The organism is Lysobacter antibioticus, from assembly GCF_000731095.1.
Classification (GTDB): Bacteria; Pseudomonadota; Gammaproteobacteria; order Xanthomonadales; family Xanthomonadaceae; genus Lysobacter; species Lysobacter antibioticus_B.
The window spans coordinates 41,193-61,585 of the sequence record NZ_JMTZ01000008.1; the positions used below are offsets into that span (position 1 = coordinate 41,193).

Sequence of the window (20,393 nt, forward strand, 5' to 3'; positions counted from 1 at the left end):
ACTAGGCCGATTCCGTCTAACCTTCAATATTGATTTGAAAGGTTCTGACGAGCGGCTCAGGCGCGATCCCAATAGGGCTCGTCGCCGAAGCGTTCGACCAGGAAGTCCAGGAAGCTGCGCACCAGCGCCGGCATCTGCCGACGCGAGGCATAGACGCCGTGGATGCCCATCGGCGGCAGCTCGTAGTCCGGCAGGACGATCTCGAGCTCGCCCGTACGTACCCATTCCAGGGCCTGATAGGTCGGCAGCGGCGCGATGCCGGCGCCGGCGCGGGCCGCGGCGACCAGCACCGTGGCTTCGTTGGCGCTGATGGTGCCGCCGACTGCGACGCTGCACGGCTCGCCGCGATGACGGAACTCCCACAGGCTGCGGCCGACGTGGTGATGGGTCAGGCAGTTGTGCGCGCTCAAATCTTCGATGCGTTGCGGCCGCCCGCGTTGCGCCAGATAGGCCGGCGCGGCGCACAGCACCGAGCGGCAGACGCTGAGCCGGCGTGCGATCAGGTTGGGGTCGAGTTCGCGCGCGATGCGGATCGCCAGGTCGATGCGCTCCTCGACCAGATTGACCGCGCGCTCGCCCAGCACCATGTCGATGCGCGTCTGCGGATGGCGCGCGACGTAGTCGGCGACCGCGGCAGCGAGATGACTCGCGCCGAACGACATCGAGGCGGTGATGCGGATCTGCCCGTGCGGTTCGGTGTCGGCGGCGGCCAGGGCGAGGCGTAAGTCGTCGCCGATCTCGAGCATCTGCCGGAAGCGGGCGAGGGCGGTCTCGCCGGCGCCGGTCAGGCCGATCCGCCGCGTGGTCCGGTGCAACACGCGCACGCCCAGCCAGCGCTCCAGCTCGGCCAGATAGCGCGTGACCATGGCCCTCGACATGTCCAGGGCCTCGGCCGCGGCGGTCAGGCTGCCGCGTTCGGCGATCTCGACAAAGACAGCGATGGCGGTCATCCGGTCCATTCGATTAGCTCGGAATATGCAAAAGACAGTCGACTTATACGCGGTTTTTCGCGCTGTTTCAGGCAACTATTCTGTCGCTATCGCGCTGGTGCGGCCTGGGCCGCCTGGCCGAGCCATCACGCGCTCTGCGCCCGGTGCGCCGCACCCTGGCCGCCGGGCCGGAATCCGTCGCCGTCGTCGTTCAGATCTCCCCTTGAGGAAGCCTCCATGTCCAAGCACCCCGTCTACAACCACCGCCTGTTCCTGGCCATCTCGGCGGCTTGCCTGAGCCTGGCGCTGGCCGCCTGCGGCCGCCACGAATCCGCGCCGGCCGAATCGTCGGCAGCGCCCACGGCGGCCGTTCCGTCGACGCCGGCCGCGGCACCGCTCAAGACCGAGGTCTACAACCCGGGCAAGCAGGGCATCTTCGAAGTCAGCTCGGTGTTGGTTAGCGGCGAGCGCGATGCGGTGTTGATCGACGCCCAGTTCGCCGCGGCCGACGCGCGCAAGCTGGTCGATCTGGTCAAGGCCTCGGGCAAGCGCCTGACCACGATCTACATCAGCCACGGCGATCCGGATTTCTATTTCGGCCTGGACACGCTGCAGGACGCGTTCCCCGAGGCCAAGATCCTCGCCACGCCGCAGACGGTCGAACACATCCGCAGCACCCAGGAAGGCAAGTTCGCCTACTGGGGCCCGAAGCTCGGCGCGAACGCGCCCAAGCGCATCGTGGTGCCGCAGCCGCTCGAAGGCGATCGCATCGAACTGGAGGGCCAGTCGCTGCAGATCGTCGGTCTCGACGGCGCTACGCCGGACCGCAGCTACGTCTGGATTCCGTCGATCCGCACCGTCGCCGGCGGCGTGCCGGTGGTGGCAGGCGAACACCTGTTCATGGCCGACACCCAGACCCCGCAATCGCACCAGGCCTGGCTGGCCACGCTCAAGAGCATCGAGGACCTCAAGCCCGATGTGGTGATTCCCGGGCATTTTGCCGAAGCTGCGGCGCAGAACCTCGAAGCGGTGCGTTTCAGCGCCGGCTACATCCGCGCCTTCGACGAAGAAGCCGCGAAGGCGGCCGACTCGAAGGCCTTGATCGCGGCGATGAAAAAGCGCTATCCCGACCTGGGCGGCGACCTGTCGTTGGAGATCAGCGCGAAGGTCGCCAAGGGCGAGATGCCTTGGCATTGATTGATGGCGTTGCCTTGCTGAGCGATGCACCGGCTTCGGCTTTGAGGGTAGGAGCGGCGTCCCACAGGGATTTCCTGCGGTCATAAGCCGCGACCGCGTCCTCGCCCGAAGCTGAGCGGTCGCGACTCGCGTCGCTCCTACCCAGAAGCACAGGCGCCGTTCTCGGATCGTCCGCTCAGCTTTAAGGGTAGGAGCGGCGTAAGCCGCGACCACGTCCTCGCCCGAAGCTGCGCGGTCGCGACTCGTGACCGTAGGAAATCCCTGTGGGACGTCGCTCCTACCCAGAAGCCCAGGCGCCGTTCTCGGATCGTCCGCTCAGCTTTAAGGGTAGGAGCGGCTTAAGCCGCGACCACGTCCTCGCCCGAAGTCGCGCGGTCGCGACTCGTGACCGTAGAAAATCCCTGTGGGACGTCGCTCCTACCCAGAAGCCAAGGCGCCGTTCTCGAATCGTCCGCTTAGCTTTAAGGGTAGGAGCGGCGCAAGCCGCGACCACGTCCTCGCCCGAAGCTGCGCGGTCGCGACTCGTGACCGAAGGAAATCCTTGTGGGACGTCGCTCCTGCCCAGGAGCCAGAGCGCCTCGCGAACACAAAAACGGCCGCTGCCCACGCAGCGGCCGTTTGTTTGCGATGCGATCAGGAATTCCGGATCGCGATCGTTACCGCACTCAGGGATTGAAATAGCTCGACACGCTCGAATAGATGTCCGAGAAACGCGAGTAATAATCCGGGTCGCGCGGTGCGCTGCAGTAGGAATAACCGCCGTACAGGCCGCCACGCAGTTGGTAGCCGCCGGTGCCGGTCACGGTGAACAGGCCCGAGCCCGACGAACCGCCTTCGGTGACGCCGGTGTTCCAGACCACGCGATACAGCGGCGACTTGCCGTCGATCGAGGTCGACAGGCCGGTCACCGAACCCAGCGAGTACTTCTTGACGTCGCCGGCCGGGTGGTGGATGCCTTCGATCGCGGTGCCGGTGGCGCCGATCGCCGCACTCGACCAGCCCGCGTACACCGCGCCCGACGGCGGCGCGGTCTTGAGTTCGAGCAGGGCGGTGTCGCGGGTGTTGTTGGCATGGCGCAGGTAAGCGCCGCCGCTGAGCGTGGTGTAGGCCGGGTTGACGGTCGAACCGTTGCAGGTAGTGACGTTGTAGAACCAATAGGTCTGCAGCGAATTGGCGACGGTCTGGCTGCCGATGCAATGCGCCGCGGTCCAGAACAGGCGCTTTTTCGGCGAGTGGTTGTTGTTGAGCAGGGTGCCGGTGCACAGATACGTGCCGCCGCCGCTGGTGAAGGTCATGCGCGCGACCGACTTGGTGGCGGAGAGGAAGCCCGACGGCGGGCTGGTGCGGCAGACGATGTCCTTCTCGCAGTAGTCGCTTTCGCCGATCTTGGCCTGGAACTCGCGCTCGCTCGCGACCGGGCTGACGTCCAGGTGCGAGAGCTGCGGGATCTTCAGGCTCAGCGCCTTCGTGCGCACGCCCTTGGGCAGGACCAGTTCGACCACGAGGGTGTCGCCGGCGACCACCGGCGACCAACCCAGTGCGTTGCCGGCGAAATCGGCGCCGCGCTGCTCGAATACGCGGCCGTCGTTGCCGGCGAAATGCAGGGTCGCCGAGGCCGCACCGGCGCCGCGCAGCGACAGTCCGGCACGCAATGCGACCGCGCCGTTGGAGGACACCTCGAAGCGCGCGGCGCGCGAGCCGTCGGCGAGCGGCTGCCAGGCGAGGGTGTTCAGATCGACCGTGCTGCGGGCGATGTTGCGGGCAAAACCTATTTCGAGCGGTTCGCCGTTCTTGTCCTGACGGACGCGGCGGTCTTTCAGCGCCGAAACATCCAGGCTGGTCGGGCGGCCCAGGCTGAACAAGCGCGGCGTCGAAGCCTTGGCGGCGACGGCGAACTCGGCCGCGCCCATCGCGCCGGCCGACGGCGCTTCGGTGACCGGCGCCGAATCCATCTCGGCGGTATTGGAACCGGTAGCGGCATGCATCGAGAAACTGGACAGCCCGGCGACGAGCGCCAGGCAAAGCGCGTTCTTGCGGATCATCGTGCGATTCCTTGAGTGCCATAGGGAGGGGACGGCGGTGCCGCCGGTCCGCCGCCGCAGCGGGGACGCCCGGACCCTACGGCTGCCCGGAATGCGGTTTTGTGCGGTCTTTCCGGCTTCGCCGAAGCGCTTGAAGTACAAGGCGCGGGCTTTGCGAACGCGCGGATTATTTGTGCGCTGCGTTGCAACTCGACGCTAGCCGGAACGTGACGCGGGCCCGTGTCGGTGTGCGAAGCAGCATGAAAACAGCGGTTTTCTCGTTCAGCTGCGGCGCGTGCGGCGCGCGCCGCAGCCGAGCTTCGCCGCCCCGACGCTCGTGCATGCGGCGCGTAGCGCAGGCCTGCCTGCGTCGCGCGGCGGCCTGCGAGCGGGCGGGAAGCGAGCGACCGCACGTCGGGAGCCCGCTGCCTCCCGGGCGCGGCAGACGCCCCGTTCATGGCGATGTGAGACCATACCGGCATGACAAAAAAGACGAAAAGCAACAAGACCGGTCCGACCGGTGGCAAAACCCCCTCCCGCAAGACCCCTGGCGGCGCCGCCCAGAGCGCCGGCCCCCGCAGCCGCAAGAGCGCCGCGCCACGCCCGGCCTGGCTGCCCGAGAATCTCCAGCACGGCCCGCCCAAAGGCCCGCACGCCAAGCCCGCTTCCGGTCCGGCCCGTGTTCCCGCCTATCACGATCCCTACGCCGACCGCGAAGCATCGCGTTACGCGCAGCCGATCGCGAGCCGCGAATTGATCCTGCAGACCCTGGTCGCCGCCGATGGGCCGATGCGCGCCGAAGCGCTGGCCGAGCGCCTGCAACTGACCGAGCCCGACCGCGTGGATGCGCTCGGCAAGCGCCTGGGCGCGATGCTGCGCGACGGCCAGTTGATACAGAACCGCAAGGGCGAGTTCGCCCCGGCGGCGCAGATGGACCTGATTCCCGGCGTGGTGATCGCCAATCCCGACGGCTTCGGCTTCCTGCGCCCGGAGGCCGGCGGCGACGACCTGTTCCTGCCGCCGTTCGAGATGCGCAAGGCCATGCACGGCGACCGCGTGCTGGTCAGCGTCACCGGCGTCGACCGCCGCGGCCGCCGCGAAGGCGCTATCGTCGAAGTGCTCGAACGCCGCATCAACCGCCTGATCGGACGCTTCACCGTCGAGTCGGGCATCAGCTACGTCGTGCCCGACGACCGCCGCATCCAGCGCAACGTGCAGATTCCGCCGGACGCGCGCATGGAGGCGCAGAACGGCCAACTCGTGGTCTGCGAACTGCTGCAGGCGCCGGACCCGAAGCGCCCGCCGATCGGCCGCGTGCTCGCGGTGCTCGGCGACAAGCTCACCGCCTCGCTGGCGGTGCAGGCGGCGATCCACGGCCACGAGATTCCCGATGTGTTCCCGCAGGAAACCCTCGACGAAGCCGCGGCGGTACCGCTGACCGTCGAGGCCTCCGTCGCCGCGCAGCGCGTCGACCTGCGCGCGATGCCGCTGGTCACCATCGACGGCGAGGACGCCAAGGACTTCGACGACGCGGTGTATTGCGAAAGCAATCGCGACGGCTTCCGCCTTGTGGTCGCCATCGCCGACGTCTCGCATTACGTGCGTCCCGGTACGCCGCTCGACGACGAAGCGCAGAAGCGCGCGACCTCGGTGTATTTCCCCGGCTTCGTCGTGCCGATGCTGCCGGAGACCTTGTCGAACGGCATCTGCTCGCTCAACCCGAAGGTCGATCGTCTGTGTTTCGTCTGCGACATGCAGATCGGCCGCGACGGCGAAGTGACCCAGTCGAAGTTCTACGAAGCGGTGATGAACTCGCATGCGCGCCTGACCTATACCCAGGTCTGGAATGCGGTCGGCGACGTCCCCGAGGAAGCGCAGAACGAAGCGCGCGAGCAGATCGGCTCGCTGCTGCCGCATATCGAGCGCCTGCACCAATTGTTCCAGGTGCTGCTGAAAGCGCGGCAGAAGCGCGGCGCGATCGAGTTCGAATCCAGCGAAGTGCGTTTCGTCCTCGGCAAGAGCGGCGAAGTGGTGCAGGCCGGCATGCTTCAGCGCAACGACGCGCACAAGCTGATCGAGGAATGCATGATCGCCGCCAACGTCGAGGCAGCGAAATTCCTGATCGCGCAGCAGGTGCCGGCGCCGTTCCGCATCCACGACCGCCCGCCGGAACAGAAGTACGCCGACCTGCAGGAGTTCCTCAAGGAATTCGCGCTGCGCATGCCGGCCTGGAAGCAGGTCGAGCCGCGCGATTTCACCCAGTTGCTGAAGAAGATCCGCGAACGCCCCGATGCGGCCCTGATCGAATCGGTGTTGCTGCGCAGCCAGAGCCTGGCGGTGTACGCGCCGGAGAACGTCGGTCACTTCGGCCTGGCCTTGACGGCCTATGCCCACTTCACCTCGCCGATCCGCCGTTATCCGGACCTGCTGGTGCATCGCGCGATCAAGCACGCGCTCGGCGGCGCGCAGCCGGCGACCTTCGTGTATTCGCCGCGGCAGATGACCGCGCTGGCGCTGCAATGCTCCGAACGCGAGCGCCGTGCCGACGAGGCCGAGCGCGAGGTCGACGAGCGTTATCGCGCCGCGTGGATGGAGCAGCACGTCGGCGGCGAGTTCGAGGGCACGATCAGCGGCGTGACCAGCTTCGGCTTGTTCATCGAACTCGACGAATCCAAGGTCAACGGCCTGGTCCACGTGACCCAGCTGCCGCACGACTACTACCACTTCGACCCGATCCGCAAAACGCTGAAGGGCGAACGCACCGCGCGCGAGTTCCGCCTCGGCGACCGGGTCAGCATCGTCGTGCTCAAGGCCAGCGTCGAAGACCGCAAGATCGACTTCCGCCTGGTCGAGGAGCGCGGCGCCAAACCGTTGCCGCCGCGCGGACAGCCGGCGAAGCGGACCAAGCAGAAGTATTGAGGCACGGGCACCGGGGGCCGTCCCTGCTTGCTTAGCAGGCCCATAGCCCCCTTTGGCAAAGGGGGCGAGCGCTTGGCGTTGATTCGTTTCGGATCGTGCTCCAGCGCGGGGAGATTCGCTTTCGGCCGGGCGAGGCCGTCGAGGCCGAAGCCAAAGCGAAATGCCCCCTGGCCCCCTACGCAAAGGGGGAATGCCCTGGAGGGAGCAAAAGGTGAGGCCCCCATGCATCGAACAGGCTCCGGCAAGCAGGCGGCGAGCCACTGGATCGGCCCGGCGCCGGCCACCCCGGGCCCGGTAGCTTAGAATTGCCGTCCGCCCCCGACCGCGCCGCCGCCAAGGCCGCCGCGCGGCGCCCCAGCCCCACGGAATCCCCATGAGCCAGAAACAATGGATCGCCGGCATCAACGCCGTCTCCGCCTCGATCGAACACGACGCGCAGAACGTGCGTGAAGTCCTCATCGAGGCCGGCGCCAAGAACCCGCGCCTGACCGAGATCGAGACCGCCGCCCGCCGCGCCGACATCGACGTGCGCCGGGTCGCGACCCAGGCGCTGGACGGCGTGGTCGGCAATCTGCGTCACCAGGGCGTGGTCGCGCGTTATGCAGCGGCCAAAACCTGGAACGAAAACGAACTCGAAGGCCTGATCCAGGCCGCCGAGGGCCGTGCGCTGGTGTTGGTGCTCGACGGCGTGCAAGACCCGCACAACCTCGGCGCCTGCCTGCGCAGCGCCGCGGCGGCCGGTGTGACCGCGGTGATCATCCCGAAGGACAAGTCGGTGCAGGTCAACGCGACCGTGCGCAAGACCTCGGCCGGTGCCGCCGACAGCGTGGCGGTGATCCCGGTGACCAACCTGGCGCGCGCGCTGCGCGATCTGCAGCAGCTCGGCGTGTGGATCTATGGCCTGGCCGGCGAGGCCGACGCCTCGCTGTACTCGATCGATCTGCGAGGCAACGTCGCCTTGGTGCTGGGCGGCGAAGCCGATGGCCTGCGTCGTCTCACCCGCGATACCTGCGATCAGCTGGTCAAGATTCCGATGCCGGGCGGCGACGCCGCGGGCGGCGTCGAAAGCCTCAACGTTTCGGTCGCCGCCGGCGTGACCTTGTTCGAGGCGGTGCGTCAGCGCGGTTGATGCGCGCAGGACGCGCTCGTCCCCGAGGGAGCAGAGCGCGTCCACCGTCCTGCGCGCGGCATCGCCGCAGCGTCGTCGTTAGCCGGCTCGCGGGTACTGCAGGCATAGCGAAAGCCCCATGAGCGGCAGCGCGCGAGCGCTTTGTAACCCCCCGCTGACCCCGCATACGCAGCGGCCGGCCCCGACGAATCGGGCCCGTTATAATGGCTCGCGAACGGGGACGACCCCGTTCGCATTACTTCATCCGGGGACGGCCCCATCATCATGGGAGCATCGTCATGCCTTGGATTCTGCTGTTCTTCGCCGGCCTGTTCGAAGTCGGCTGGGCCATCGGCCTCAAATACACCGAAGGTTTCACCCGTTTGTGGCCGTCGGTCGGCACCATCGCCGCGATGGCGATCAGTCTCGGCCTGCTGGGCGTGGCGATGAAGTCGCTGCCGGTCGGCACCGCTTATGCGGTCTGGGTCGGCGTCGGTGCGGTCGGCACGGTCATTCTTGGCATCGTGTTGTTCAACGAGCCGCTCAACACGATGCGCGTCGCCAGCGTGCTGTTGATCGTCGCCGGCCTGGTCGGCTTGAAGCTGGCCTGAGTTCCGCACCGCAGCGTCCGCACCGCAGTATTGCCCGTGCACCGGCGCGACGTCCTGTCGCGCCGGTGTACGTCGCTGCGCGCACCCACGCCGCACAGCGATCAGTGCAGCGAATTGACCAGCAATTCGTCGAACCGGCGTGCGATGTCGGCGATCGTCTGCGCCTTGTCCTGGCCGTTGATGATCCGTCGCGCGTCCTCGTAGTTCGGCAGCTGTCCGGGCTTGAAGTAGTTGTCGAGCTTCTTGCCGGTGAACCAGCCCTTCTTCATGCCTTCCATCGCGATCGCATAGGCGACTTCGGGCTTCTTGGCCTCGTCGGGATGCTTGATCAGATCGATGCCGAGGATCTTGCCGGCGCGCTCGTAGTTGGCGCGGCCGGTGAGTTGCACGTAACCGCGGCCGTGGTAGCGCGCGCCGTCGCCGGCGCGGGTATTGCCGAGCATCTTGCCGATACGCGTACCCGGCCCGTACAGGCGTTCGAAACGCGCGTCGTCGCCGAACTCATCGATGGGGCGCAACGTATGCGCGGTTTCCCACTTGAACGTCGCCAGGCAATAGGCGATCTGGTGGCGATGCACTGGGTTCTGGTTGAAGCTGGCGTCCTGTTCGATGCGTCCGATCAGGAAACGCACGGCCTGCGCGAGTTCGTCGCGCAGCGGCCCGAAGCGCCGGCGGTAACCGTCTAGAAACTGCTCGTCGTCGAAAGCGAACATCCTGTCCTCCCTGCATGCGCAACGGCATGTGCGCGCGAAAGCGGCCGCGCGTCCTGCCGGTCGTGGCGGCGCCATGCCGCTCGCAGTCCATTCAACGCGGCGTTCGGCGCCGGGCGGCCAGATTCGACGTGTTGCTTGGTTGCAACATCGCCGACGCAAGCAGGTTCAGTCCAACTGGTAGCGGTCTAGGACGAGTCTGGCCGCGTTGCGGTATTGCACGAGAAAGTATTCGAAGTCCGGGGGTTGCGCGCCGGCCTCGCTCAGGCGCGTGCCCCATCGCTGCAGCCGTTCGCGGTTTAACTGCCTTCGCAATGCCGCTGTCAGGGCATGACGGGATTCTGAGCCGAGGAATGAGGCCGCGGGAGCGCCGGTCACGACCAATGCCGACGGCGCTTGCAGCAGATGGCTGTTTGACCAGGCAGTCGGATGTTCGCTATGGAAAGGCAGCGCATCCGGATAGGCGCCGTCGAGCAGCATCGGCGCTGCGCCAGCGAGCCAGGCCACCCAGCCCGCGCGCCAGTACGGATCCTCGATGGCCAGTGCGGACGCCAGCCAGCCCTCGATGCACTCGGGTTCCAGGTACTTGGCAATCAGCGTGCACGAGGCCGAGAACGCATCGGCGGGATAAAGCGACTCGCCGGGGTGGAGGCCGGGCAGGCGTTGCATCGGCGAGCAGAACGCGTTCACAGCCAATCCGGAGGCGCTCCAGTGCGAAGGCGCGAACATCGCGCGGCCCAGCGTGTCGAGCAGGTCGCGGCGTACGCCCGCCGGCAACTGTTCCGGGTCGGGAAAGTGGACGAACGTCGCGGTAACGAGCGCCGCGCAGAGTTGTCGATCGATAAAGGCATCGGCTCGGAATCGCCCGACCAGTTCGAGTGCACGCGGCAACAGGAACGCGAACCACAGACTCCATTCGTGCATCGGCCCGAACGAAGCGGGGCCCGAGCTCAGTTCGTACAGCGCCGAATCCAGCTCACTGCGCGGCCACTGTTGCGGATCTTCGTGCATCAGCGCCGTGTACATGCGCCGCTCCTGGCCCATGAACCAGGCTTCGCCCATCGCTTGCTTGGGCAAAAAGGCGCGTTCACGCAGGCGCTGTAAGGCGCCTGCATTGGGGCCCTGGCCGGGCAGCCAGACGTAGGGGGATGAGTTGTTCGGTGATGTGCGCACGGGCCGACTCCTTGTCGAAGCGCAGCGGTTCGGGCTCGAACCGCTAGGGCGTGGCAATGCCGCGCTGCGGCCAGGCGTTGACGATCTTGCAGAACAATTGCGCGGTGCGTTCGGTGTCGTAGACGGCCGAATGCGCGTCCTGGGCGTTCCATTCCAGCTCGGCGGCCTGCAGCGCGCGCGCGAGCACGGTCTGGCCGTAGGCGACGCCGGCGAGGGTGACGGTGTCGAACACGCTGAAGGGGTGGAAGGGATTGCGTTTGTGGCCGCTGCGGGCGACCGCGGCGTTGAGGAAGTTCAGATCGAAGTGGGCGTTGTGGCCGACCAGGATCGCGCGCTGGCAGCCTTGGCGTTTGAGCGCTTCGCGCACCGGCGCGAACACGCTCTCCAGGGCCTGGCGCTCGGGTTTGGCGTCGCGGAACGGGTGGTCGATGTCGATGCCGGTCACTTCGAGCGACTTGGGGTCGATCAAGGTGCCGGGCGCGGGCACGACATGGGCGCTGCTCATCGGGCCCGGGACCAGGCGGCCGTCGGCATCGAGTTCGAGCGGCTGTACCGCGATCTCGAGCAGGGCGTGCTTGTTCCAATCGAAGCCGCCGGTTTCGACATCGACGACGACCGGCAAGTAGCCACGGAAACGGTTGGCGAGGGTGGGGGCCGCGGGGGCGGTGGACGGAGTGGGGCCGGTTTCGATCATCGCGAAAGCCTAGCAGGTTGTCGCGAATCGGTCGTTCCGGGGACGCAGAACCTGCCTTGGGCAGGAGCGTCGTCGTTGCGATGTCGCGGTCGCGGCTTGTGACCGAAGGAAATCCCTGTGCGACGCCGCACCTACCCTTCGATGCGGCGCGAACGGGCCGCCGCAAACAGCAGCAGAGCCGCACCGAGCCCGGCCAGAGCCAGGCCCGGCGCCGGCAGCAGCATCGCCACGACCAGGCCGACCGGCAGCAGGACCAGGCCCCAGCCGGTCGGGTCGTCGCGCGGCGTCGGTGGGCACAGGGCGGCCACGCGCGCGAGCAGGGCGTCGATGCTGAGGCGGCCGGCGCCGTCGAGGATCAGCGGCCACAGCATCACCAGGAACAGCAACGGCAGTTTGTAGTTGCCGGCGCCGTTATCGGTGATGGCATAGCCCTGGACGAGCTGGGACAGGCCCATCCAGTCCTGCGGCCAATGCACGGCGGCGATGGCGACCACGGTCAGCACGAACAGCGAGGCGGCGACCAGGCGCGTGCCCAGGCCGAGCAACAGGGCCACACCGCCGAGCAGCTCGAACCAGGTCGCCATGCCCCAACTCAGGTCCGCGGGCACACGGTCGAACGGAAACGGGAAATTCGCCATGACCGCGCCGAACCAGTTTTCGCCGTGCAGCTTTTCGCGCCCGGATTCGTAGAACTCCCAGGCCAGCACCAGGCGCAGGCCGAGCGGCGAGAGCCAGGCGCTCACGCCGGTGAGACGATCGCGCAGGGCGAGGCAGGTTGCGATACGGGGACGGGCCATGAGCTGCTCCAGTGGGGACCTGCGCCGATCGGCCGGCGCTTTCCACTAAAGAGGCGGCGCTCAGGCGGAAGGATTCGCCGCCGCGGTAAAAAAGATCACGCCGCTGGCGCGCATCTGCCGCAACAGTCCCTGGCCCGATTCGAGAAAGGCGGTGAGGTCGTCGCTGCCGGCTTCCTGCGCCAGCGCCTGCAATTGTTCGCGCGCGCTGAGTTCCGGCGCTTCGCCGATGCGTTCGATCAGGCGGAAGGCGAGCGGGCTCAACTCGGAGAAACGCACCTCGCCGTCGGCCTCGCGGCGCAGCAGCAACAAGGTCGGGGCCGGCGGCGGCTGTTCGGGCTGATGGTCCGGGCCGAGGCGGTGCACCGGCCAGGCGTAGGCCAGCGGCCAGGCCAGCGGCGACAACTGCGGCGCGTGTTCGAGCAGGTCGGCGTCGCCGATGCCGGCGTCGTCCTGCGGTGCCTGCGCTTCGCTGAGCTGCAGCGCGAGTTCGACCCATTCGTAATGCGCCAGCTCCGCCAGGAAGGGCGGATCGCCGTCGTCGCGTTCGGGCAGGTAGCGCAGGAATTCGCGGGCGATCTCGGCGAACAGCGGGGTGTGGCAGCGATGGTCGCGGTAGAAATCGCGCACCAGCGCGGTCCAGCGTCGCTCGCCGAGCAGCTTGCGGATGACCGGGAAATTGCTCGCCAACAGGCCTTCGATATTGTTGAACAGCAGGTCGCGATAGATCCCGAGGCGGCGGTCTTCGATGCCGGCGGGCGCCGGGCTGGTTGCCGGGTCGCGCAGGTGGCGGGTCAGCTCGAACTGCTGCGCGCGCAGTCGCGAAGGGGCGTCGCTCATGCTTGCGTCGTCGCTCATCGTGCGGCTTGGGCGCGAGCACGGGGCGCGGCGGTTTGCGGCGCGGCTTCGCGCAGCACCTGGCGGACGATGTCGAGCTCGCCGACGAGTTCTTCGTACGGCGGGAAATTGAAATCGCGTTCGAGCAGGGTCGGGCGCGCGCCGAACAAACGGTAGGCGTCGCCGAGCAGCGACCAGACTTCGTGCTTGACCGGGGCGCCATGGGTGTCGACCTTGAGGTCTTCGGCCTCGTCGTAATGGCCGGCGACGTGCAGGTAGGCGATGCGTTCGCCCGGCATCGCGGCGAGGAATTCGCGCGCGTCGTAGCGATGGTTGATCGAATTGACGTAGATGTTGTTGACGTCGAGCAGCAGCTCGCAATCGGCTTCGGCGAGCACCGCGCGGGTGAACTCGATCTCGCTCATTTCCTGGTGCGGCGCGCCGTAGTAGGAGGCGTTCTCGACCGCGATGCGGCGGCCGACGATGTCCTGGGTGCGGCGGATGCGTGCGGCGACGTGGTGCACGGCTTCCTCGGTGAACGGGATCGGCAGCAGGTCGTAGAGATGGCCGTCGTCGCTGCAATAGCTCAGGTGCTCGCTGTAGCAGGCGACGCGGTGTTCGTCGAGAAAACGGCGGACGCGGATCAGGAATGTTTCGTCGAGCGGCTCGGTGCCGCCCAGCGACAGCGACAAGCCGTGGCAGACCAGCGCGTGGCGCGAACTCAACTCGCGCAGCGCTTCGCCGTAGCGGCCGCCGATGCCGATCCAGTTCTCCGGTGCGCATTCGAGGAAATCGAAATCACCGGCCGCGGCGGACTGCAGCGGGCCCAGCAGGGCCCGCCGCAGGCCGAGGCCGACGGCATCCGGTTTCAGGGGACGCGAGCCGTCCATCGTCATCGATGCGCAGCGATCAGATCGAACCGCCGCACTTGCCTTCGCCGCACTTGCCCTCACCGGCCTTCTTCTTGTCGGCGCCGCACTTGCCTTCACCGCACTTGCCTTCGCCGGCCTTCTTCTTGTCGGCGCCGCACTTGCCTTCGCCACACTTGCCTTCGGCGTGCTTCTTGTCGCCGCCGCAGCTGCCTTCCTTCGCCTTCTTGTCGGCGCCGCAGGTACCTTCGGCGTGCTTGGTCATATCGGCGGCGGCCTTGGCGTCGGCGGCCTTCTCGGCGGCCGGCGGAGCCTGCTGGGCGCCGAGCAGATAGCCCTGGGAGAGATCGCTCATGGCGAACGCGGAAGCCGACAGGCTCAGGCCGCCGAGCAGGGTGGCGCCGATAGCGAGGGCGATGGGCTTCTTGATTTGCTTGGACATGGATGACTCCTACGTGGCGATGACGGCGGGAGGCCCGCCGGCGGGATGAACGGCCCAGTGTGCCGGGTTCCGTCTGGATGCGATGTGCAACGGTATCGAAGTGAGCGGTTACGAATCCGGGGGCGGCTTGGCGATACGGGTGGAAGCGAGGCAGGGATGCGTCACGGAGCGAGATACTCACGGGCCAGGACGCGAGCCCGATGCAGGCGCGATTTCACCGCTTCGCGGCTGAGCCCGAGCTGATCGCCGATCTCGGCGATGGTCAGGCCCTCCAGGTCGCGCAACAGGACGATTTCGCGGTAGTGCGCAGGCAGGGATTCGAGTGCGGCGGCGACATCGTGGCGCCATTCGCAGGGCTCGGGAGTGGCCACCGGCAGGATTTCATCGGTGATGACGTCGCCGCTGAGCATACGCCGACCGCGCTTGAGACGGTTGCACTCGCGCTTGACGATGCGGAAGGTCCAAGAAACGAAGCATTCGAGCACGCGCAGGTCGCGCAACTTGCGCGAGACGGTGATCAGGCTTTCCTGGACCGCATCCTCGATGTCGTTGATGACGCAGTGGTACTCGGCGTAGCGGCGCAGATCCTGGCGCGAGTGCGTCAGCACGCGCTCCAGCGCGGCGCGATCGCCCGATCGGGCGGCCGCCAAATCCCCGTTCGCTATCAGCAAGGTCATGCCCGGGTCTCCTCCGAGGTACGCAAAATACACCGCGGCAGGGCGCTGCGGGCATGTACCAAGAGTTTGGAGAGGGGCCGATCGGTTCGCGATTGCGACGCCGTTGGCGGATTCGTTTAGATCGGATTCAGTCTGGAACGGCTGTAACCGTTTGCAGAAGCCGAGCGGATGCGGGCATTCCGAATGCGGACCGCGGCAGTGGCAGCGGGGCGGTGCGTGGGGCCGCTCATCGGCCGATGGCGGCGGCCGCGGTTTTGCTGCAACGCAGCGCGACGCGTCTGCGCGATCCCCGCTCCGGAGCCTGCCGGAGCGGGTGGGGCCGGGTCAGACCGCGCCGGTAGTGTTGGTGTCGTCGCGCTTCTCGCGCGGCGGCAACTGCTCTTCGCCCTTGACCAGGAACCAGACGTTCTCGGCGATGTTGGTGGCGTGGTCGCCGATACGCTCGATGTTCTTGGCCATGAACAGCAAATGGGTGCAGGCGGTGATGCTGCGCGCGTCTTCCATCATGTAGGTCAGCAGCTCGCGGAACAGGCCGGTGTAGGCGGTGTCGACCTCGGCGTCGCGGGCGCGCACGCTCTGCGCCAGTTCGATGTCGTTGTCGCGATAGGCCGACAGCACGTCGCGCAGTTGCTTGACCGCGAGGGTGCCCAGCGCGTGCAGGCCGGCCACGTGCGGCAGCGGCGGCGACAGATTCAGCGCGGTCGAACGCTTGGCGACGTTGGCGGCGTAGTCGCCGACGCGCTCGATGTCCGAGGCGATGCGGATCGCCGCCAGGATTTCGCGCAGGTCGCGCGCCATCGGCCCGCGCAGGGCCAGCTTCATGACGTCGTGGCTGATTTCCTGTTCGAGCGCGTCGATCGCCTCGTCGTTGGCGATGATCCGCTCGGCGGCCTTGTCGTCGCGGCGCTGGACCACGTCGAGCGCGGCTTCGAGCTGGGACGCGGCCATCTCGCCCATGCGCAGGGTTTCGTCGAGCAGGCGGCGCTGCTCGTCGTCGTAGCTCTTGACGATGTGGTCGTGCATTTGGGTGCTCATTTAGGTGTGTCCGAGTCTCGCTCGTGTTGTTGCTGGGCCGACGATGCCATCCCTGGCGGGACAGCGCATCTCCGGACGGTCCGGCCCGGCCATCCATGGCCGGGCGTTCGGCGCCGCAGCCTGTGCCGATAGGGCACAGGCTGAGCGCGGCGCCTTACCCAAAGCGGCCCGTGATGTAATCCTCGGTCTGCTGCTTCGTCGGCTTGGAGAAAATCTGTTCGGTCGGGCCGTGTTCGATCAGGTCGCCCAGGTACATGAAGGCGGTGAAATCGGACACGCGCGCGGCCTGCTGCATGTTGTGGGTCACGATCGCGATCGTGTAGTCCTTCTTGAGCTCTTCGACGAGCTGCTCGATGCGGCTGGTCGAGATCGGGTCGAGCGCCGAGGTCGGTTCGTCGAGCAGCAGCACCGACGGCTTCAACGCCACCGCGCGGGCGATGCACAGGCGCTGCTGCTGGCCGCCGGACAGGCCCAGGGCGCTCTGGCCCAGCTTGTCCTTGACCTCGTCCCACAGCGCGCCCTGGCGCAGGGCCTGCTCGACGCGGTCGTTCATTTCCGACTTCGACAACTTCTCGTGGTGGCGGATGCCGTAGGCCACGTTCTCGAAGATCGTCATCGGGAACGGCACCGGCTTCTGGAACACCATGCCGACCTTGCTGCGCAGGCGGTTCATCGGGTACTTCGGGTCGAGGATGTTCTCGCCGTCGAGCAGCACTTCGCCGTGCGCTTCCAGCTTCGGGTACAGCGCGTAGATGCGGTTGAAGATGCGCAGCAGGGTCGACTTGCCGCAACCCGATGGGCCGATCAGCGCGGTGACCTGCTTCTCGGGGATCTCCAGGTGGATCGACTTCAGCGCGTGGAACTTGTCGTAGTAGAAGTCCAGGCCGCGCGCGGCGAGCTTGACCGGCGAAGCGCCTACCACGGCCGCGGCGCGGTCCGGGGTGGCGACGGAAAGGCGTGCATCGTTCATGGCCGGGGTCCGGGCAACGGGTTGGTTCGAGAGATCAGTCATTGGAGATCCGATTGCGCAACACGAGGGCGCGGGCGAGCAGGCTGACGATCAGGACGAAGAAGGTGAGCACCAGGGCGCCGGCCCAGGCGAGGGTCTGCCAGGTTTCGTAGGGGCTGCCGGCGAACTGGTTCATCACCACCGGCACGCTGGCCATCGGCTGCAGCACGTTGTGGCTCCAGTACTGGTTGCCGAAAGCGGTGAACAGCAGCGGCGCGGTCTCGCCGGAAATACGCGCCAGGGCGAGCAGGACGCCGGTGACGATGCCGGCCGAGGCGCTGCGGTACAGCACTTGCACGATCACCTTCCACTGCGGCACGCCGAGCGACAGCGCGGCCTCGCGCATCTGCGAAGGCACCAGGCGCAGCATTTCGTCGGTGGTGCGCACCACCACCGGCAGCACGATGAAGGCCAGCGAGATCGCACCGGCCAAGGCCGAGAAATTGCCGCCGCTCTGCATTACCACTAAGGTGTAGACGAACAGGCCGAGCACGATCGACGGCGCCGACAACAGAATGTCGTTGACGAAGCGCACCACGGTACCGATCTTGCGGCCGGCGCCGTACTCGGCCAGCCAGGTGCCGGCGGCGATGCCGAGCGGCGTGCCGAGCACGATCGCGATCAGGCACATCACCGCGCTGCCGAAGAACGCGTTAAGCAGGCCGCCTTCCTGCATCGGCGGCGGCGTGTTCTGGGTGAACAGCGCGAGGTTGATGCCGCCCAGGCCCTTGGCGAGCAGGGTGTAGAGAATCCAGCCGAGGAAGAACAGGCCGAACGCGGCGGCCGCGCAGGCCATGATCACGGCGATCGCGTTGAACACGCGGCGCCGGCCGTACAGCGAATCGGCGACGCGGTGGCGGCGCTGCAGTTCGGCGTCGATGGGAGCGGGAGTCGCGTTCATCAGTTGCCCTCCTTGCGCGAGAGTTGCATCAGCATCAGCCGTGCGGCGGCGAGCACGAAGAAGGTCACGATGAACAGCACGAAGCCGAGCAGCAGCAGGGCCGAGCGATAGGTCTCGGTGGCTTCGCCGAAGTCGTTGGCGATCAGCGCGGCGATGGTCGTGCCGGGTTCGAGCAACGAAGCCGAGAAGTTGACCGAGTTGCCGATCACGAAGGCGACCGCCATGGTTTCGCCGAGGGCGCGGCCGAGGCCGAGGAAGACGCCGCCGATCACCGCCGAGCGGGTGTAGGGCAGGACGATGTCCCAGCTGACTTCCCACTTGGTCGAGCCCAGCGCGTAGGCCGACTCCTTGAGACGGGTCGGCACGGTCAGGAACACTTCGCGCATCACCGAGGAAATGAACGGGATCACCATGATCGCCAGGACGATGCCGGCGGTGAGCATGCCGATGCCGAGCGGTGGGCCCTGGAACAGCTTGCCGATCACCGGCCAGGTGCCGACGTTGTCGTTGAGCCAGGGCGTGACGTGTTCGGTCATCACCGGCACCAACACGAACAGGCCCCACATGCCGTAGATGATCGAGGGAATGCCGGCGAGCAGCTCGATGGCGGTGCCGATCGGGCCGCGCGCCCAGCGCGGCGCGACTTCGGTCAGAAAGAAGGCGATGCCGAAGCTCACCGGCACGGCGATCACCATCGCGATCAGCGCGGTGACGATGGTGCCGTAGATCGGAACGAGCGCGCCGTATTGGTCCTCGACCGGGTTCCATTCGGCGGTGATGAAGAAATCGAGACCTTCCTTGGCCAGCACGTGGCGGCCGCCCCAGAGCATCGACAAGGCGGCGCTGGCGAGAGCGAACAGAACGAAGATGACGGTGGCGGTGAGCACATAACGAAACAGACGGTCGTTGCGCGCATCTTTGCCATCGCGGCTGGAAATACCGGATCGGGCGGGTAGGGCGGTCGCGTTCATTGCGAAGGGAGGTCCGTCGTGGCAGTGCGTTGCATCGGGAGCGTGCGGGGCTGTGGCGGATGCGGGGTGCTGATCGGGCGTGGTGCGGGTGCTGCAGTAGCCGTTGCGATAGAGATGTAGATATATGCGGTAGTGCGGGTGCGATGGGATCGCAGCTTCGGTGGCTGCGACCTTTCCTGCTCGTCATCCCCGCGCAGGCGGGGATCCACCGGACTTTCGTGCGAGAACGCCTGAGGTCTCTGGAACCCCGCCTTCGCGGAGATGACCCATAGGCAATGCCGCGCTCGCTATGCGGACGCGGGCTAATGGGTCACTTGAACTCGGCAGCCCAGTAGGCTTCGATCTGCTTGACCAGTTCCGGCGGCAGCGGCACGTAGTCCAGGCCCTGCGCCTGCGACTGGCCGTTCTCGAAGGCCCACTTGAAGAACGCGCGGGTGTCGGCGCTGCGCTTGGCGTCCTTGGGCTGCTTGTACATCAGGATGAAATTGGTCGCGGTGATCGGCCAGGATTGCGCGCCGCCGGCATTGGTGATGACCAGGTTGAAGTCTTTCGCGCTGGCCCAGTCGGCGGTCGAGGCCGCGGCCTGGAAGGCCTCGGCGCTCGGCTGGACGAAGTTGCCCGCGGCGTTCTGCAACTGCGTGTGCGCCATCTTGTTCTGCAGCGCATAGGCCAGTTCGACGTAGCCGATCGAACCCTTGATCTGCTTCACGTACGAAGCCACGCCTTCGTTGCCCTTGCCGCCCACGCCGCCGGGCCACTGCACCGAGGTGCCTTCGCCGACCTTGCTCTGCCAGGCCGGGCTGACCTTGGACAGGTAGTTGGAGAAGTTGAAGGTGGTGCCCGAACCGTCGGAGCGGTGGACGATGTTGATCTTCAGGTCGGGCAGGGCGACGCCCGGGTTGACCGCGGCGATCGCCGCGTCGTTCCACTTGCCGACGTTGCCGAGGAAGATGTCGGCGAGCAGCGGGCCGGTCAGGCGCAGCTTGCCGGCTTCGATGCCTTCGACGTTGACCACCGGCACCACACCGCCGATCGCCGAGGGGAACTGGCCGAGGCCGGCGGCGGCGAGCTCTTCGCTCGGCAGCGGCTTGTCGGAGGAGCCGAAATCGACCGTGCCGGCCTTGATCTGGGCGATGCCGCCGCCGGAACCGATCGACTGGTAGTTGACCTTGGCGCCGGTGGCCTTGTTGTAGTCGTCCGACCACTTCGACAGCAGCGGGAAGATGAAGGTCGCGCCGGCGCCGGTGATCTGCGCGGCGACCTGGTCGCCCGCGGGCGTAGCGGCCTCGGTCTTGCCGTCGGCGGCCGGGGCCGGCGTCTGGCTGCCCGAGCACGCGGCGGCGGCCAGGGTAATGGCGATAGAGAGGACGGCGATGCGGGCCGGCGACGATTTCATGTACAGCTCCATGAAAGAAGGCCGGCGAGGGCGCCGGCTCGGATGGCGCCATTTGATGATCTTTTTGTTACACGGCTATGACATGGATTCGTAATGAATC

19 protein-coding genes are annotated in these 20,393 nt (G+C 67.0%); 4 read left to right on the top strand and 15 right to left on the bottom strand.

The features are described from left to right. Positions 1-56: 56 nt before the first annotated feature. Complete coding sequence (locus EX88_RS0102595) at positions 57-950, bottom strand: LysR family transcriptional regulator (protein WP_430536891.1); 894 nt, start codon at positions 948-950, stop codon at positions 57-59. 258 nt (positions 951-1,208) lie between these two features. Between EX88_RS0102595 and EX88_RS0102600 the strand changes: the two genes are divergently transcribed. Beyond that, entirely contained in the window at positions 1,209-2,126 is a 918-nt protein-coding gene (locus tag EX88_RS0102600; RefSeq protein WP_051884342.1) for an MBL fold metallo-hydrolase, read from the top strand. A 665-nt stretch (positions 2,127-2,791) separates the two neighbouring features. Here the strand turns inward: EX88_RS0102600 and EX88_RS0102605 are convergent. Then, on the bottom strand, positions 2,792-4,168 hold the full coding sequence (locus EX88_RS0102605) for a trypsin-like serine peptidase (protein ID WP_031370457.1): 1,377 nt from the start codon (positions 4,166-4,168) through the stop codon (positions 2,792-2,794). Between the two features lie 459 nt (positions 4,169-4,627). Between EX88_RS0102605 and rnr the strand changes: the two genes are divergently transcribed. The 3 genes from rnr (at position 4,628) to sugE (ending at position 8,785) form a co-directional block, all read left to right on the top strand. After that, positions 4,628-7,066 carry a ribonuclease R gene (gene rnr / locus EX88_RS0102610; RefSeq protein ID WP_031370458.1) on the top strand — a complete coding sequence of 813 codons (2,439 nt, stop codon included), beginning with the start codon at positions 4,628-4,630 and terminating at the stop codon, positions 7,064-7,066. A 373-nt stretch (positions 7,067-7,439) separates the two neighbouring features. Then, positions 7,440-8,195: a 23S rRNA (guanosine(2251)-2'-O)-methyltransferase RlmB gene (gene rlmB / locus EX88_RS0102615; protein ID WP_031370459.1), complete on the top strand. Its 756-nt coding sequence runs from the start codon at positions 7,440-7,442 to the stop codon at positions 8,193-8,195. A gap of 278 nt (positions 8,196-8,473) precedes the next feature. Continuing rightward, complete coding sequence (gene sugE, locus EX88_RS0102620) at positions 8,474-8,785, top strand: quaternary ammonium compound efflux SMR transporter SugE (RefSeq protein ID WP_031370460.1); 312 nt, start codon at positions 8,474-8,476, stop codon at positions 8,783-8,785. Between the two features lie 101 nt (positions 8,786-8,886). Here sugE and EX88_RS0102625 read toward each other — a convergent pair whose 3' ends face one another. From EX88_RS0102625 to pstS, 13 genes are all read right to left on the bottom strand, one after another. Beyond that, positions 8,887-9,498, bottom strand: a complete 612-nt coding sequence (locus EX88_RS0102625; RefSeq protein WP_051884337.1) for a glycoside hydrolase family 19 protein — start codon at positions 9,496-9,498, stop codon at positions 8,887-8,889. 165 nt (positions 9,499-9,663) lie between these two features. Beyond that, positions 9,664-10,668 carry a hypothetical protein gene (locus EX88_RS0102630; protein ID WP_152566064.1) on the bottom strand — a complete coding sequence of 335 codons (1,005 nt, stop codon included), beginning with the start codon at positions 10,666-10,668 and terminating at the stop codon, positions 9,664-9,666. Between the two features lie 43 nt (positions 10,669-10,711). Beyond that, a complete protein-coding gene (gene rnt, locus EX88_RS0102635) occupies positions 10,712-11,362 on the bottom strand; it encodes a ribonuclease T (RefSeq protein WP_031370463.1) in 651 nt (216 codons plus the stop codon). A 131-nt stretch (positions 11,363-11,493) separates the two neighbouring features. After that, positions 11,494-12,159 (bottom strand): HvfX family Cu-binding RiPP maturation protein, encoded by a 666-nt coding sequence (locus EX88_RS0102640; protein WP_031370464.1) that lies wholly within the window; start codon positions 12,157-12,159, stop codon positions 11,494-11,496. A 60-nt stretch (positions 12,160-12,219) separates the two neighbouring features. Beyond that, positions 12,220-12,996 (bottom strand): HvfC family RiPP maturation protein, encoded by a 777-nt coding sequence (locus EX88_RS0102645; protein WP_031370465.1) that lies wholly within the window; start codon positions 12,994-12,996, stop codon positions 12,220-12,222. A 14-nt stretch (positions 12,997-13,010) separates the two neighbouring features. Beyond that, entirely contained in the window at positions 13,011-13,883 is an 873-nt protein-coding gene (locus EX88_RS0102650) for an HvfB family MNIO-type RiPP peptide maturase (protein WP_036147888.1), read from the bottom strand. Positions 13,884-13,902: 19 nt separating this feature from the next. Then, positions 13,903-14,304, bottom strand: coding sequence for an HvfA family oxazolone/thioamide-modified RiPP metallophore (locus tag EX88_RS0102655; protein ID WP_031370467.1), 402 nt, complete (start codon positions 14,302-14,304; stop codon positions 13,903-13,905). A 161-nt stretch (positions 14,305-14,465) separates the two neighbouring features. Then, complete coding sequence (locus EX88_RS0102660; protein WP_031370468.1) at positions 14,466-14,981, bottom strand: RNA polymerase sigma factor; 516 nt, start codon at positions 14,979-14,981, stop codon at positions 14,466-14,468. A 324-nt stretch (positions 14,982-15,305) separates the two neighbouring features. Beyond that, positions 15,306-16,016: a phosphate signaling complex protein PhoU gene (phoU, locus tag EX88_RS0102665; RefSeq protein WP_031370469.1), complete on the bottom strand. Its 711-nt coding sequence runs from the start codon at positions 16,014-16,016 to the stop codon at positions 15,306-15,308. A 154-nt stretch (positions 16,017-16,170) separates the two neighbouring features. Continuing rightward, a complete protein-coding gene (gene pstB, locus EX88_RS0102670) occupies positions 16,171-16,986 on the bottom strand; it encodes a phosphate ABC transporter ATP-binding protein PstB (RefSeq protein WP_036147890.1) in 816 nt (271 codons plus the stop codon). 34 nt (positions 16,987-17,020) lie between these two features. Continuing rightward, entirely contained in the window at positions 17,021-17,926 is a 906-nt protein-coding gene (gene pstA / locus EX88_RS0102675; RefSeq protein ID WP_051884338.1) for a phosphate ABC transporter permease PstA, read from the bottom strand. Next, positions 17,926-18,897, bottom strand: a complete 972-nt coding sequence (gene pstC, locus EX88_RS0102680) for a phosphate ABC transporter permease subunit PstC (RefSeq protein ID WP_031370472.1) — start codon at positions 18,895-18,897, stop codon at positions 17,926-17,928. The genes pstA and pstC overlap by 1 nt, the downstream gene beginning before the upstream one ends. A 310-nt stretch (positions 18,898-19,207) precedes the next feature. Beyond that, positions 19,208-20,293, bottom strand: coding sequence for a phosphate ABC transporter substrate-binding protein PstS (pstS, locus tag EX88_RS0102685; RefSeq protein WP_031370473.1), 1,086 nt, complete (start codon positions 20,291-20,293; stop codon positions 19,208-19,210). Between the last annotated feature and the right edge of the window lie 100 nt (positions 20,294-20,393).

Bases quoted from the DNA above. Each gene is read 5' to 3' on its own strand.
- EX88_RS0102595 (WP_430536891.1), bottom strand. From the start codon at position 950: ATGACCGCCATCGCTGTCTTTGTCGAGATCGCCGAACGCGGCAGCCTG.
- EX88_RS0102605 (WP_031370457.1), bottom strand. From the start codon at position 4,168: ATGATCCGCAAGAACGCGCTTTGCCTGGCGCTCGTCGCCGGGCTGTCC.
- rnr (WP_031370458.1), top strand. From the start codon at position 4,628: ATGACAAAAAAGACGAAAAGCAACAAGACCGGTCCGACCGGTGGCAAA.
- rlmB (WP_031370459.1), top strand. From the start codon at position 7,440: ATGAGCCAGAAACAATGGATCGCCGGCATCAACGCCGTCTCCGCCTCG.
- sugE (WP_031370460.1), top strand. From the start codon at position 8,474: ATGCCTTGGATTCTGCTGTTCTTCGCCGGCCTGTTCGAAGTCGGCTGG.
- EX88_RS0102625 (WP_051884337.1), bottom strand. From the start codon at position 9,498: ATGTTCGCTTTCGACGACGAGCAGTTTCTAGACGGTTACCGCCGGCGC.
- rnt (WP_031370463.1), bottom strand. From the start codon at position 11,362: ATGATCGAAACCGGCCCCACTCCGTCCACCGCCCCCGCGGCCCCCACC.
- EX88_RS0102640 (WP_031370464.1), bottom strand. From the start codon at position 12,159: ATGGCCCGTCCCCGTATCGCAACCTGCCTCGCCCTGCGCGATCGTCTC.
- EX88_RS0102645 (WP_031370465.1), bottom strand. From the start codon at position 12,996: ATGAGCGACGCCCCTTCGCGACTGCGCGCGCAGCAGTTCGAGCTGACC.
- EX88_RS0102650 (WP_036147888.1), bottom strand. From the start codon at position 13,883: ATGGACGGCTCGCGTCCCCTGAAACCGGATGCCGTCGGCCTCGGCCTG.
- EX88_RS0102655 (WP_031370467.1), bottom strand. From the start codon at position 14,304: ATGTCCAAGCAAATCAAGAAGCCCATCGCCCTCGCTATCGGCGCCACC.
- EX88_RS0102660 (WP_031370468.1), bottom strand. From the start codon at position 14,981: ATGACCTTGCTGATAGCGAACGGGGATTTGGCGGCCGCCCGATCGGGC.
- phoU (WP_031370469.1), bottom strand. From the start codon at position 16,016: ATGAGCACCCAAATGCACGACCACATCGTCAAGAGCTACGACGACGAG.
- pstB (WP_036147890.1), bottom strand. From the start codon at position 16,986: ATGAACGATGCACGCCTTTCCGTCGCCACCCCGGACCGCGCCGCGGCC.
- pstA (WP_051884338.1), bottom strand. From the start codon at position 17,926: ATGAACGCGACTCCCGCTCCCATCGACGCCGAACTGCAGCGCCGCCAC.
- pstC (WP_031370472.1), bottom strand. From the start codon at position 18,897: ATGAACGCGACCGCCCTACCCGCCCGATCCGGTATTTCCAGCCGCGAT.
- pstS (WP_031370473.1), bottom strand. From the start codon at position 20,293: ATGAAATCGTCGCCGGCCCGCATCGCCGTCCTCTCTATCGCCATTACC.